The organism is Kitasatospora sp. NEAU-CNBT7 (assembly GCF_057220535.1).
The window spans coordinates 304,668-318,091 of sequence record NZ_JBXQQB010000004.1; the positions used below are offsets into that span (position 1 = coordinate 304,668).

The following is a 13,424-nucleotide window of genomic DNA, read 5'->3' on the forward strand; positions in this document are numbered from 1 at the left end:
TCGGATGACGTCACGCCGGGGCGACGGAGTGTCCGACGGCCTGCCGCACGGGCCTGGATAGCTTGTCGGGGCGGCCCGCGGCCCGCCCGGAGGGTGGCCGGTCCGCACGGTCCAGGCAGCAGTGGGTGACCGCCGGGCGCCCCGGTGACTCCCACCCGGAGCAGTGAAATGAGGGAACGCCGGTGGGGCTCGACGCCGCGACCGCTGTCTCATCGACCGCCTCGACGCGCAGGACGCTGCTCAAAGGGCTGGCAGCAGCCGGATTGGGCGCCGGTCTGGGCGCCGCGCCGTCCCCGGCCCGGGCGGCGGACGCGTCCGGCGGGACAGCAGCGGCCGACGGCTGGGACGCCTTCGCCGACCAGGTGCGCGCGGAGTTCGCCGCCATGGGACTGGTCGGCGGCGCGGTGGCCGTGGTCAGCGCGGACCGGGTCCTGCTCACCCTCCCGCTCGGCGTACGCGACGCGGAGAGCCGTGCCCCGGTCACACCGTCGACCCGGTTCCTGGTTGCCTCCACCACCAAGTCGATGACCTCGCTGCTCGCCGCGGTCCACGTCGACCGCAGGCAACTGGCCTGGGACCGGCGGGCGGTCGAGGCCTGGCCCGGCTTCCGGGCTCCCACCGATGAACTGACCCGTTCCCTGCGGGTCCGCGACCTGCTCGGGATGGCCACCGGCATCGACGAGCCACCCGCCCTGTCCGGCCTCCACGAAGGCGACCCGACCGCCCCCCAGCTGCTCCGCTCCGTGGCCACACTCCCGGTGGTGGCTCCGCCGAACACCGAGTTCCACTACAACAACACCGTGTACTCGGCCGGCGGCTACCTCCCGCTGCTCGCCGACGGAGCCTCCGCCGACACCTTGACCGGAGCCTTCGCCGACGAGATGCGCAGCCTGGTGTACGGTCCGACCGGCATGGCCGGCGCGCGAATCGCGGACGACCCGCGCGGACTGGTCACCGACTTCATGCGCGGCTACGGCCCCGACCTCACCGGCGCCACCCGGCCGCTCGCCTACGCGCCGGTCGGCAGCTACGCCCCGGCGGGCGGCACCCTCGCCTCGCTCGACGACATGGCCGCCTACGTCCGCCTGCAACTGCGGCGCGGTGTCTCCGCCGACGGGCGCCGGGTGGTGTCGGCGGAGAACCTCGCCGAGTGCTGGAAGCCGCACATCCCGGTCCCCGTCTCGCCCGACCTCGATCCGGACGTCACGGCGTCCGGCTACGGGATGGGGTGGATCAGCAACCGGTTCTGCGACGGCACCTCGCTGATCTGGCACAACGGCGGAATCGACGGCTTCACCTCGTACCTCGGATTCCTGCCCGACCACGACCTCGGGCTGGTCGTCCTGAACGGGATGAACCCGTCCCCGACCGGGCTGTTCTTCTACCTCTACGTGCTCAACCTGCTGCTCGACCAACGGTTCGGCCTCAACAAGGGCGTCACCGCCAAGGTCCGCACCGCGTACCTGGACGCCCTGGAGGCGCTGCGCGCGCTCGGGAGCCGCACCTTCCCGACCGACCCCGGCGCCACCGCGCCCTACCTGGGCCACTACGAGGGCGGCTACCGGCTCACCCGCAGCGGCCTCGACCTGTCCCTGCACCTCGGCCCGCGCACCATGCCGCTCGGCGTCCTGGACGACGGCGGATACGTGATGACCGGCGGTCCGCTGGTCGGCAACCCGGTCCGGCTGACCCGGGACGTCGACGACACCCCCCGCATCGAGGTGGTCGGCCTCGAGACCGTCCGCCGCACCGTCGGCCTGGCGACCCCCGCCGGGTAGCCGCCCGGCGCCGGGCCCCGGGCCCGCCACGTCGTGCCCGCGCAGCAGCACGCCGTGGCGCGGACGCGCATCACCCGGAGTGCGCCCCGTACGGTGCGTCCGGGACGGCCAGCGACCCGGGGTGCACCAGGGCTCCCGGAAGCCGGGGGTGGGGGGCGAGGATGCCCGCCGCGCGCAGGCGTTCGAGCGGCGCGTCCGGGTCGTGGGGGATGCGGCCGCGCAGCCAGGCGGCGGAGACCGCCGGGCCGGAGCGCAGGCAGTTCAGGACCGCCGTGGTGGCGGCGCCGCCCCCGGCGCGTTCGATCGCCCGGTCGATCAGGGCGGCGTGGGCCGTGATGGTCGCGGTCCGGTGGCGGGCGGTGTCGGTGACCGTCCGGGCGAACAGCTCGCCCCAGACCGCCCAGTGCCCGTCCGCCGCGGCGACCACCGCCCGGTCGTGTTCGGCACGGTGGCACTCGACCCACCCCTCGAGGTCCAGCAGCAGCCCCGGCAGGAGCCCGGCGCCCACCAGGTCGCACTCGGCGAGCAGCCGCGCGGTCCGGCCGTTGGCGTCGGCGAACGGATGGACGGTCAGCAGCCGCACCATGCTCAGCGCCGCGGCGTCCAGCGCCGGCGAGGTGGTCCGGGTACCCCACTCGTACCAGCGCCGGACGTGGTCGCGCAATTCCTCGCCGGGGCGGACGGCCATCACGAACCGCTGCCCGTCCGGCCACCTGACCTTGGCGGTGGCCTGCCGGTAGCCGCCGTCACCGGGGATGTTGGGGTCCGCGGCGACGAGCAGCCCGTGCAGTTCGGCGAGCGCCTCCGGGGTGAAGCAGGGCCGGCGGCCGGGGCGTTCGGCGCGTTCCGCGCGGACCGAGTGCACGGCCAGCAGGCCGGCCGCGGCGCGCTGCTCGGCGGCCTCGGAGATCCGGGCGGCCACCTCCCCGTCCGCCACCCCGGCGAGGTGGCGGTGGTGCATCTTCATCCGGTAGCGGGGCCGGTGGAACAGGTCGGGGTCGCCGAGGTGCCGTCGGGTGGCCTCGGCGAGCTCGGCCAGGGCGGCCAGCGCCGCGGCGCCGGCCGCCGCGGGGACCACCTCGGCGTCGAGCGGTGGCACGACGGGCTCGACCCGCCGTGCCACCGGTCCGGAACGGTGGAGGGGCATCAGGACGGGACCGGCCTCAGCAGGCGCGGCCGGTCGCGACACCCGTCGGGGCCGTGACGTTCACGAACTCGGTCTTGTACGAGAGGCTGAGCCAGTCGTACGTGGTGATGGCCCAGACGGTGGTCTGGTACTCGACGTAGAGCGCCCAGCTGTCACCCGGGTTGAGGGTGACGTCGACGGTCTGGCTGCGGCCGACGGTGGTGTTGAGCTGGGTCCCGAGCGCGGCGGTGAGCACGTCGCCGGCCTTCGCCGAGATGTTCGCGCTGGTCTGGTACGAGACGTTGTAGCTGACGGTCTCGGTGTGCTTCTCCGGGAACGTGTTGGCGTTGCGGTAGCAGTTCTGGCGCTGCTCCCAGGTCTTGCCCTGCCGGTGGATGACCGCGTTCTCGCCGCCACCGCCGCCGCCACCGCCCGATCCCCAGCTCACGTTGGGGATGCCGGGCTCCGCGGGGGACGGCGGCCTGGTGGCGGAGCCGGAGACCACGACGGTGGGCAGCGTGGCGTCCGGCACGACCGCGGTCGGCGGCTCGCTGACGTTCGATCCGTTGATGATGACGGTCTCCAGGGTGCCGGTCACCGGCCCCCAGTCACCGCCGCCGGGGTCACCGGGGCTCCCGGGGTCACCGGGGAAGCCGGGGTCGCCGGGGAGGTCCGGGTCGGGGAGGTCGGGGCCGGGCGGCGGGTCGTCGTCGCCGCACGAGGAGTGGTCGTCGACGCAGGAGGCGTAGGCGGTGAACGGTGCGGTGACCGCCGGCACCGTGGTGAGGACGGTGGCGCCGAGGGCGGCGGCCATCGCCATGTTCCTGAGCTTCACATCTGCTCCGGGTCAGGAGGATCGGGGAAGCGGACGACCGCGTTCGGTCCGGGGCACGCCCAACGGCGCCCCTTCCCGCCGACGGTCGGCGCGGGACCAAGCTTCATCGAACGCGGGTACGAATACGTCCGGGGAACCACGTAACCGGGTACGTACGCCCGGCGCCGATCCCCGTACGGGTGCCCCGCCACCCGCGGGCCACCGCGGCGGACCGCGCCTCGAAGCGCTTCCGGACACCGCCCCTCGGTGGCCACGCTCCGTCAGAAACGCAGGCAGGGACTGTCGTTGCCCGTCGCTATGGTTCTCCTGACAGTGCCCTGACAGGGAGGACGGCGCTCATGACGGCAGTGCCCATACCGGCTGCCGGCGAGCGTCTCGCCGGACGGGAGGCCGAGGCCGCCCTGCTCACCCGCGCCCTGGACGCGCTGGGGCAGGGGCGGGCCCCGGTCGTCGAGATTGCCGGAGAGCCCGGCACCGGCAAGACCCACCTGGCCGGCGCGCTCATGGGCCTGGCCGCGCAGCGCGGGATCCCGGTGGCCCGCGCCCACGCCCTGCGCGGCGGCACCGACCCGCTGCAGGTCTTCCGCGACGCCCGGGAGAGCCAGCGGGCGGCCGGCGGGGGCCGGAAGGGGTCCGACGAGGACGGCGGCCGGCCCGCCGGCTGGGCGGCCGGCTGCGTCGTGGTGCTGGACGATGTCCACCTGTGCGACCCGGCCTCGACGGCACTGCTCGTGCGGCTGGTGCGCTCGGTGGCGCCGGCTCCCTTCCTGCTCGCCCTCGCCCACCGCCCCAGGCAGACCGCACCCGAGCTGCGCGAAGCACTGGACGACGGGGTACGGGCGGGGACGGTCACCCGGGTCGAACCGGGGCCGCTCACCCCCGACATCGTGGCCGCGCTGCTGGCCGACCGGCCGGCCGCCGACCGCCCCGGACCGCGGACCTCCGCCGAACTCCACTCCCTCGCCACCCGGTTGTGCGCCGCCGCCGAGGGCAATCCGCGGTACGTCCACCTGCTGGTCGCCGCGGACTGGCAGCCCGACCACTGGCCCGACCGCGCGGGTACCGACACCGCCGGGCTGCTGCGCGAAGCCAAGCCGCTGGCGGCGGAGTTGGACGCGCTCTCACCGCGGGCGGTGCTCACCGCGTCGGCGGCAGCCGTGGCGGGCAGCCCGTTCCGGCCGGAGGACGTCGCCCTGATCTCCGGTCTCGGGACGGACACCTCACTCGACGCACTCGCCGAGCTCGAACGGGCCGACCTGGTACGCCCGGCCGACTGGCGGGGCCGGCTGGCCTTCCGCCACCCCGTCCTCGGCCACGTCGCCCATGAACGCGCCGGGCTCTCCTTCCGCCTGCGCGCCCACCGCCGGGCCCTCGACCTCATCACCGGCCGGGGCGGCCGGGCCCGCGACCGGGCCCGGCACGCCGAACACCTGCTGGGCAGCGACGCCGCACTCGCCGCACGCACACTGGCGGACGGAGCGGCGGAGATCGCCGCCCAGGAACCGGCGACCGCCGCGCACTGGCTCCGGCTGGCACTCGAGTCGCTGCCCGACGCCGGTGCGGACCCCACCGTCCGCCACGACCTCGAACTCGCCTGCTGCCGCGCACTGATCGCCTCCGGCCAACTGGCCGAGGCCCGCACCCGCGCCCACGAACTGCTCGGGCACCGGGCCTCGGCGCTCGGCCGGCGGCACCTGCTCCAGGCCCACGCCGTCTGCGTCGGCGCCGAACGGCAACTCGGCCGGTACGCCGAGGCGGCCGCCATCGCCGACGCCGCCCTCGGCCTGCTGCCCCGGCCGCTGCCCGACCCGCTGCCGGCCGAAGCCGCCGAACTGATCATCGAGCACGGGCTGGTCCACGTCCTGCGCGGCACCCACGACCAGGCCCGCGACCTCCTCCGCGAAGCCGTCCGGACACCGGGCGCGGCGGACGGCACCAGCGAGGCGGACCGCACCGTGCTCCGGGTGCTCGACACCCTCTGCGTCACCCACAGCGGCGACCTGGACGACGCCCTCGACGACGTCACGCACTGCGCCCGGCTGGTGGACGCCCTGCCGGACCCGCTGGCCGGCCGCACACCGGAGACCCTGGCCCTGCTCGGCAGCGCCGAGCTCTACCTGGAACGGTTCACCGACGCGGCCCGCCACCTGAGCCGGGGACTGACCGTCGACCGCAGCGGCCCGCAGCGGCCGATCCTGCTGCACCGGTACCTCGGACTCGCCATGGCCGAACAGTGGACCGGGCACCTGGACGCCTCCCGGCAGCACGCCCTGGCGGCCGAACAACTCGCCCGCGCCCTGGGGGTGCAACCCGCCGTCGCCCTGGCCCAGGCGATCCGCGCGACGGCACTCCTGTGGGCCCGCGGCCGGGCGTACGCCGAGGACGCCGTCGCCCTCGTCGAGGCGGCGGCCGGCGCCACCCCGCCCGGCCACAGCTGGTGGACCGCGTCGGCCACCGGGCTGCTCGCCCACGCCCGGCTCCTCGCCGGCGACGCCGCCGGATGCCGGCGGACCCTGCTGACCGGCGGGCGCGGCGGGCAGCTGCCGCAGGTGCGGCCGTTCTCCCGGCCCTTCCTGCTCACCCTGCTGGCGACCGCCACACTGGAGTGCGGGGACCACGCGGAGGCGGAGCGCCTGGTCAGGACCGCCGAGGCGGCGGCCGAGCGGCTCGGCCTGCCGGTCCAGGAAGCCCACGTACGGTCCGCCCGCGCCCGGCTCCGGGCGGCCGACGGTGACCACGAGGCGGCGGCCGGCCTCTTCGCGCGCGCCGCGGAGACGTTCCGGTCCGCCGGCATGCCGGTCCAGTACGCCTGGACCCTCGCCACCGGCGCCCCCTCCTTCCACGCGGCACACGGCCGGGCCGAGGCCCTCGACAGCCTCGACACCGCCGAGGCGATCGCCCGCACCCACGCGGCCCTGCTCGTCGCCGAGCACGCCACCCGCATCCGCGCCGAACTCCCGGACGACCGCCGCACCGCCCACCCGCTGGCCCAACTCAGCGAGCGCGAACGGGAGATCGCCGAACTGGCCGCGACCGCGCTGCGCACCCGCGAGATCGCCGAACGGCTCTTTCTCAGCCCCCGCACGGTGGAGACGCACCTGTCCCGCATCTACCGCAAACTCGACGTCCCCTCCCGCCTCGCCCTCACCGCCCTCCTCCGCCGCACCGGGCCACCCGGCTCCGGGTAGCCCGGGTAGCCCCCCGGGCACCGCGCCCGCCGGCACCACGCAGGATCGCCACCGCCTGGCGGCGGACCCCCGGGCGTCGGTGGAGGTCAGCGGCGCCAGTGGGGGTCGACGGGCGTCAGTGGAGGTCGGCGGGGGCCTCGAAACGGAAGCCGACACCGCGGACGGTGTGCAGGTAGCGGGGCGCGGTGGGCGTCTCGCCGAGTTTGCGGCGCAGCCAGGAGAGGTGGACGTCGATGGTCTGGACGCTGCCGTAGCTGTCCTGCCACACCTCGGCGAGGATCTGCTTGCGGGTGATGACCGCGCCGGGGCGGGCGGCGAGGTAGGCCAGCAGGTCGAACTCACGGCGGGTCAGGTCGACCGGTCGACCGTCCAGGGCGGCTTCCCGGCGGCGGGTGTCGACGGTGATCCGGCCGACCTGGAGGAGGTGGGTGGTCGGCGGCGCCGCGGCGGCGGAACGGCGGAGCACGGCGGCGATCCGGGCGCTCAGGTGACTGCCGGAGAACGGTTTGACCAGGTAGTCGTCGGCGCCGTCGTTGAGCAGGCGGATGATCTCGTTCTCGTCGTCGCGGGCGGTGGAGATGATCACCGGCACGTCGGTGACGCTGCGGATCATCTTGAGCGCGTCGCTGCCGTCCAGGTCGGGCAGGCCGAGGTCGAGCACCACCAGGTCGCAGCCCGCCCCGGCGACCTCGCGCAGCGCGCCGAGCGCGGTCCCGACGCTGCGGACGGGGTGGCCGACGGAGGTCAGATGGCGGATCAGGACGGTACGGACGAACGGGTCGTCCTCGACGACCAGGACGGTCGGCGCGCTGGGGTGCGGCACCGCGGGGACGGGAGCGGGGGCCGGCGCCTGGGTCTGGGCCTGGGCCGGCAGGTACCGCGCGGAGGGGTCTGGCATGCTCGGGCTCTCTCGTGGGCAGGTGGGGCCCCGGCCTCGGCGGGGTCGCGCACGGGGGGGGGCCGCAGGGCGGGGCAGGGGGACGGAGGCGGCGATATGCCGGGGGATCGTCCGGTCCACCGCCTGGTGGAACCGAACGGCGGCTCCTGATCACCCCTCCCCCGGCATCCGGTCCGGAGTGCCGCTCACACCTGCTCTTTCGGCCACGTCCTGCCACCGGGGCACCCGGCCGCCGGGCCTGTGGAGCACCTGCAGCACGAGGTGACCCTCAGTGAAACATGAGGGCAGCTCAGGAGAAGCAGCATACAGTTGAGCATTTGATCATTTGCTACGGATGGTCACGTTACCGCCGGTACGTCCGGCCGGACCGGCAGAGGACACGCCCGCGTTCGCGAGCCACCCGCCACCCCGCCGTCGACTACGCTCCGCGACCGCTCCGACTCTCGGCGGCCGCCCGGAGCGGACCGTCCCGGAGCTCGCCCACCCCGCCCGCCCCGCCCGATTGGCTCCCCGGCTTCTCGGCTCCCCGGCCCACCAGAGCCCGTCAGTCCGTCAACCCACCGGCCCGTCAACCCACCGTCCACTGCCAGGGCGCCGGTCCGCGCTCCCCGCGCAGGCAGGAGAGGCGGTACAGGGCCTCGCGGTGGTGCCGGCTGCCGAGCGCGGCCCGGCGCACCTCGCGGAGGGTGTCGGCGAGCGCCAGGATCTCCCGCAGTACGGGGTAGCCGCCCCACTGCGTCAGGTCGCCGCCGTACGGCAGCCCGGGGCTGAACCGGGTGTAGGCGGCGGCGAACTCCCGGTACGCGTCCTGGTGTCCGTGCACCAGGTCGGCACGCCAGCGGGCGGCCGCGAGGTCCCATTCGCGCTGCCCGCGCAGCAGCGGCCGGGTGAGCACCAACTGCCGGGTTCCCCGGCGTTCGTAGCAGATCGCCGGGTGCCGGCCCGCCAGGATCGTGGTCGGCGGGGTCGGCCAGTCCAGCCGCCGCCAGTGCTCGGAGAGCCCGGCCGCCCGTTGGCGGATCCACTCGGCGTCGCCGGCCCGCAGCCGTACGCGCTCCAGCCCGTCCAGCAGGCCGTCGAACGGGTCGTGGTCGCCCGCCGCGGACGGCGGGGGCGGGGGCAGCAGGTGCACGGCGGCGGCCGCGTAGGCGGCGGCGGTCGGGTCGCCGCCGTCCCGGTGGCCCCGGGGGCGCTCCCAGAAGGTCACGAAGCGGGAGCCGCCGGCGACGGCTCGGTCGTACCGCGGCAGCAGCACGTTGAGACCGCAGTCCCGGACCCGGTGCGCGGCGGCCATCAGCGGGTGGGCCTGCCAGGCCCGCTCGGGCGGGTGCACATAGGCGAGCGCGTCGGCCCGGGGCAGCGACCACACCGCGAAGGCGTCCTCCTCCCCGGTGAACTCGGCCTGCTCGGCGGGGATCCCGAGGGCGGCGGCGGCCCGGGCCACGGCCTCGTGGTCGGCCTCGATCCGCTGCGCGCGGGCGGTGTTGCCCAGGCGGATCAGGGTACGGGTTCGCGGTCCTGGCGACATGGGGTCCTTCCTGGTGTGGCTTCCGCGGGGCCTCCGGTCGAACCGGACGTGCGACAGCGACACGGAACGTGCAACAGCCGAACGGAACGGAACGTGCGGCGGCGGCACGGCAGTTACGGCGACGGCGCGGGAGACGCGGCGGCGGAAGCGACGCTAGGGGACCCGACGACCGGCGGGCAGCCCTGTTGGGGTTTCCTGAGGGACAGTTGGGGAGTTCTTCGAAGTCCGGTCCGGTCCGACCCGGCCGCCGGTCACTGCTCGTAGGTCTCCACCAGCGGCGCGTGCCCGTTCCAGGTGGCGAAGACCGAGGAGGTGTGGCCGTCCTTGGTGAAGTCGACCCGCAGCCAGGTGTCGGTGCGCCACACCTGGACGGCCCACCCCGGACCGGGCGAGGCGGAGATGAGGGTCGCCGCGTCGCGGCCGAGGGCCAGTGCCACCTGGCCGCCCCGGACGGTGTAGCCCCGGTTGTCGCCCGGCCCGGCGGCCGTCGCGGGGGCGGTGGCGGTGGCCGTCGCGGGGGCGGTGGCCGTCCGGGTGCCGGCGGCCGGGCTGCTCGCGGCCGGGACGGACGGGCCGGTACTCCTGGGCGCCGCGGTCGACGGCGCCGCCGGACGGCCCGAGGACGGCGCGGCCGCGGCGGCGGGGACCGGCGGCAGGGCGCCGGGGTGGGCGCTCGTCCGGTCCGGCACGAACACCGCGTCCGGCGACCCGAAGACCGCCTCCCGCAGCACCAGATTGACGCCCGCCCAGGAAATCGCAGCCGCCGCCGCGGTGGCGGCGAGCCACGCCGTCGCCATGGTCCGGATTCGCATGGCCGCCATCCTGCACCACGGTAGCGGGAATACGGACACCGAGGTCGGACTTCCGGGGAGAAGTGGCCCCGAGGGTATCCGGTGGTGTATTCATCCTGCGATACCCGGAGCTCTCGGATCGCAGGTGGGAATATGTCTCGGACGTGGCGGGGAATACCCCGGGTGCGGCTCCGGTGAGGGGCGGAATGGCCCGGTTCGCGGTCGCCGTGGCGGCGATGGTCGCCCTGGCGTTCCTGATCCCGCTGGCCCTGACGGTCCGCGAGTTCGCCCGGGAGCGGGCGTTCACCCAGGCCGAGCAGCAGGCCGCCGCGATCGAGCCGGTGCTGGTCGTGACGGTCGAGCAGGAGCAGCTGCGGCGGGCGCTGGCGAGCATCCCGGCGGGCCGGGCGGACCGGATCGCGGTCCATCTGCCGTCCCGGGCCGCGGTCGGCGCGCCGCACGCGGACCCGGCGCAGGTGGGGGCCGCCGCCCGGCAGGGCCGCTCGTACACCGCGCGGGTGCCGGGCGGGTACGCGGTGCTGCGGCCGGTGGTGGTGGAGTCCGGGGAGGTCGCCGTGGTGGAGGTGTACCTGCTGGACGCCGACCTGACCCGGGGCCTGTGGAGCACCTGGCTGGTGCTCGGCGGGGTGGCCGCCTGCCTGGTGCTGATCTCCAGCCTGGTCGCGGACCGGCTGGCGGCCCGGCTGGTGGGCGCCACCCGCGACCTCGCGGCGGTCGCCCGGACGCTCGGCTCGGGCGACCTGAACGCGGTCGCCGACACCCGCGGGCCGTACGAACTGCGCGAGGTGGGGCTGGCGTTCAACGCGATGGCCCGGCGGATGCGGCAGATGATCACCGCGGAGCGGGAGTTCGCCGCCGACCTGTCGCACCGGCTGCGCACCCCGCTGACGGCGCTGCGGTTCACCGCGACCGCGCTCGACGACAGCCCGATGGCCGACCAGACCCGCGAGGTGGCCGATTGGCTGGAGCGCGAGGTCGACTCCGTGATCACCAGCGCACGGGCCGGCAGCGAGCGGCGCGAACCGGCGCAGTGCGACGCCGCGGAGGTGCTCGGCGAACGGATGGCGTTCTGGTCGGCACTGGCCGAGGACCAGGGCCGCCGCTGGGACTGGACGGCCGACCCCGGACCGGCCGCGGTGCCGGTGGGACGGGCGGACCTGGCCGCCGCACTGGACGCGGCGCTCGGCAACGTCTTCCGGCACACCCCGCCGGCCACCGGCTTCGCGGTGGCGCTGCGGACCGGCGAGCGGGTGGTGATCACGGTCGGCGACGCGGGTCCGGGCCTCGCCGACCCGCAGGCCGCGCTGCGCCGCGGCCACGGCGCGGAGCGGGACGGTTCCACCGGGCTCGGCCTGGACATCGTCCGGCGGGTGGCCGAGGACGCGGGCGGCGGGCTGCGCCTGGGCCGGGCCGCGCTCGGCGGCGCGGAGGTCGAACTGACGCTGCCGGCCGGCCCCGCCCCGGAGCTGTTCATCGCCCCGGCCGGGCCGCGGCGGCGGCCGGGCGCCCGGCGGCGCGGGCGCCGTCCGGGCCGCGCGGGCAGTACGGGCAGTACGGGCAGTACGGGCCGTCAGGCCGAGCCCGGCGCGGCCTTCGGACTGCCCCGGCGCGGCGAGTTGTAGTTTCTTTAAAGACGGCGGGAAACGAGTTAAGACATCCGTTGCAGGAACGTTATCGAGTCGCTTTCCGGCAGCCGAAGCGCTGTTAGAGTCCGGTGCCGTGAAGACCGGAACCATAAACCTCGTCCGCATTTCCGTGCCGCTTTCCGCGGCGCTCGCCACGACGGCCTGTGCGGGAATTCTTTTCGCCGGTCCGGCGCAGGCGGCCGACCCCGTTCCGGGCGGCGGCCGGTCGGCCGCCTGCCCAGGCGCCGGCCAGTTCCCGCCGATCGGCCACGACCCGAAATTCACCGACGGCAATGTGGCACTCTTCGCCGGCGGCGGCTACACCGTCGACGGCGGGGCCGCCGAGGCGGAGGGCCTGCTGGTGGTGGCCGGGGACGCCACTTTCGCCAAGAGCCCGGGCGGAGTGTTCAACGTCGGCCGGGTCGGCGCGGGTTCGGGCATCCTGCCCGCCTCCGGCCAGGTGATGCTGGCCGTCGGCGGGAACCTGCGGATCGCCAAGGGCACCACCGTCGACGTCGGCTCCGGGCTGATCACCGGTCCCGGCTACGGCGGCGGCGTCCGGGCCGGCGGCCGCATCGACGAACAGGGCAGCCTGCAGACCAACGGCGGGGAGCGCCGCTCGGGCGACGGCCCGGCGGCCGCGCTCGACCCGTACGCCGGCTTCGGCGCGACCCTGCAGGCCCAGTCCGCCGCACTCGGCGCGCTGAAGCCCACCGGCACCACCACGGTGTCCGGCGGGTCGGTGACCTTCCGCAGCACCGGCCCGTCCAACGGCACCCTCCAGGTGTTCGAGATCGCCTCCGCGGACCTGGACGGCGCCTCCACCTTCCTCTTCGAGTCGATCCCGGCGGACGCCTCGGTGGTGGTCAACGTCACCGGCACGCACCCGGTGTCGATCTCGCCGATGGCGGTCGGCTACAACGGCGACCGGGTCGACCTGTACAGTTCCGCGCACTTCGGGGAGGCCTCCGCCAAGGTGCTCTACAACCTGCGGGAGACGCCGAAGCTGACGCTCGGCGGCGGCGGCAACTTCATCGGCTCGCTGCTGGCCCCGAAGGCGTCCGCCGACCTGACCGCCAGCACCAACGGCCGGGTGTACGTCGGCGGCGACATCCACACCCACGGCTCCGGCAACGAGAGCCACAACTACCCCTGGACCGGCGCCCCGGCATTCTCCTGCACCCCCACGCCCGCGCCGCAGCCCAGCACCCCGGCGAGCCCCGCCCCGTCCCCCAGCACGCCCGGTACCGCTCCCTCCCCCACGCCCAGCACCCCCACCGGGCACAAGCCGTCCCCGACACCCACCACCCCGCACCCGGCCACGCCCGGCGCCCCCGCCCCGTCCGCCTCGCCCGGCGCCCCCGGGGGCCACACCCCGGGCACCTCGCTCGCCTTCACCGGCTCCACGGGCACCTTCGCCCTCGCCGGCGCGGGGGCGGCCGCGGTCGCCGCGGGCGGCACCCTCCTGGTGGTCACCCGCCGCCGTCGCCGTCGCGGCAACTGACGGCCCATCGACCGCGGGCGCGGCAACACCCCCCGGACGCCGCGCCCGCACCTCCTTCCCCCGACGCCCCGACCGCCCGTCCCGGAGGGACCGCACCATGTCGTACCCGCGCTGCACCGACTGCGGCTCA

9 protein-coding genes are annotated in these 13,424 nt (G+C 75.6%); 4 read left to right on the top strand and 5 right to left on the bottom strand.

Annotated elements, in window-relative coordinates; all coding sequences use genetic code 11:
• Positions 1 to 182 precede the first annotated feature (182 nt).
• Positions 183 to 1,778, top strand: a complete 1,596-nt coding sequence (locus tag AC2TEW_RS08050) for a serine hydrolase domain-containing protein (protein ID WP_484622651.1) — start codon at positions 183 to 185, stop codon at positions 1,776 to 1,778.
• A 70-nt stretch (positions 1,779 to 1,848) separates the two neighbouring features.
• Here AC2TEW_RS08050 and AC2TEW_RS08055 read toward each other — a convergent pair whose 3' ends face one another.
• Together AC2TEW_RS08055 and AC2TEW_RS08060 are read right to left on the bottom strand one after the other, a co-directional pair.
• Complete coding sequence (locus AC2TEW_RS08055; protein ID WP_484622652.1) at positions 1,849 to 2,877, bottom strand: Fic family protein; 1,029 nt, start codon at positions 2,875 to 2,877, stop codon at positions 1,849 to 1,851.
• 64 nt (positions 2,878 to 2,941) lie between these two features.
• A complete protein-coding gene (locus tag AC2TEW_RS08060) occupies positions 2,942 to 3,739 on the bottom strand; it encodes a DUF6426 family protein (protein WP_484622653.1) in 798 nt (265 codons plus the stop codon).
• A gap of 338 nt (positions 3,740 to 4,077) precedes the next feature.
• On the opposite strand from AC2TEW_RS08060, the gene AC2TEW_RS08065 reads away from it, so the two are divergent.
• Complete coding sequence (locus tag AC2TEW_RS08065) at positions 4,078 to 6,927, top strand: helix-turn-helix transcriptional regulator (protein WP_484622654.1); 2,850 nt, start codon at positions 4,078 to 4,080, stop codon at positions 6,925 to 6,927.
• A gap of 115 nt (positions 6,928 to 7,042) precedes the next feature.
• Here AC2TEW_RS08065 and AC2TEW_RS08070 read toward each other — a convergent pair whose 3' ends face one another.
• From AC2TEW_RS08070 to AC2TEW_RS08080, 3 genes are all read right to left on the bottom strand, one after another.
• Positions 7,043 to 7,825, bottom strand: a complete 783-nt coding sequence (locus tag AC2TEW_RS08070; RefSeq protein ID WP_484622655.1) for a response regulator transcription factor — start codon at positions 7,823 to 7,825, stop codon at positions 7,043 to 7,045.
• 568 nt (positions 7,826 to 8,393) lie between these two features.
• Positions 8,394 to 9,353, bottom strand: coding sequence for a hypothetical protein (locus AC2TEW_RS08075; protein WP_484622656.1), 960 nt, complete (start codon positions 9,351 to 9,353; stop codon positions 8,394 to 8,396).
• 251 nt (positions 9,354 to 9,604) lie between these two features.
• Entirely contained in the window at positions 9,605 to 10,165 is a 561-nt protein-coding gene (locus AC2TEW_RS08080; RefSeq protein WP_484622657.1) for a hypothetical protein, read from the bottom strand.
• Positions 10,166 to 10,350: 185 nt separating this feature from the next.
• Here AC2TEW_RS08080 and AC2TEW_RS08085 point away from each other — a divergent pair, with 185 nt between their 5' ends.
• Positions 10,351 to 11,787, top strand: coding sequence for a HAMP domain-containing sensor histidine kinase (locus AC2TEW_RS08085; protein WP_484622658.1), 1,437 nt, complete (start codon positions 10,351 to 10,353; stop codon positions 11,785 to 11,787).
• 298 nt (positions 11,788 to 12,085) lie between these two features.
• Complete coding sequence (locus AC2TEW_RS08090) at positions 12,086 to 13,294, top strand: choice-of-anchor A family protein (RefSeq protein ID WP_484622659.1); 1,209 nt, start codon at positions 12,086 to 12,088, stop codon at positions 13,292 to 13,294.
• Positions 13,295 to 13,424 lie beyond the last annotated feature (130 nt).

What these genes read in the sequence shown, in the direction of transcription:
- AC2TEW_RS08070 (WP_484622655.1), bottom strand. Translation starts at nt 7,825, where the DNA reads ATGCCAGACCCCTCCGCGCGGTACCTGCCGGCCCAGGCCCAGACCCAG.
- AC2TEW_RS08080 (WP_484622657.1), bottom strand. Translation starts at nt 10,165, where the DNA reads ATGCGAATCCGGACCATGGCGACGGCGTGGCTCGCCGCCACCGCGGCG.
- AC2TEW_RS08065 (WP_484622654.1), top strand. Translation starts at nt 4,078, where the DNA reads ATGACGGCAGTGCCCATACCGGCTGCCGGCGAGCGTCTCGCCGGACGG.
- AC2TEW_RS08085 (WP_484622658.1), top strand. Translation starts at nt 10,351, where the DNA reads ATGGCCCGGTTCGCGGTCGCCGTGGCGGCGATGGTCGCCCTGGCGTTC.
- AC2TEW_RS08075 (WP_484622656.1), bottom strand. Translation starts at nt 9,353, where the DNA reads ATGTCGCCAGGACCGCGAACCCGTACCCTGATCCGCCTGGGCAACACC.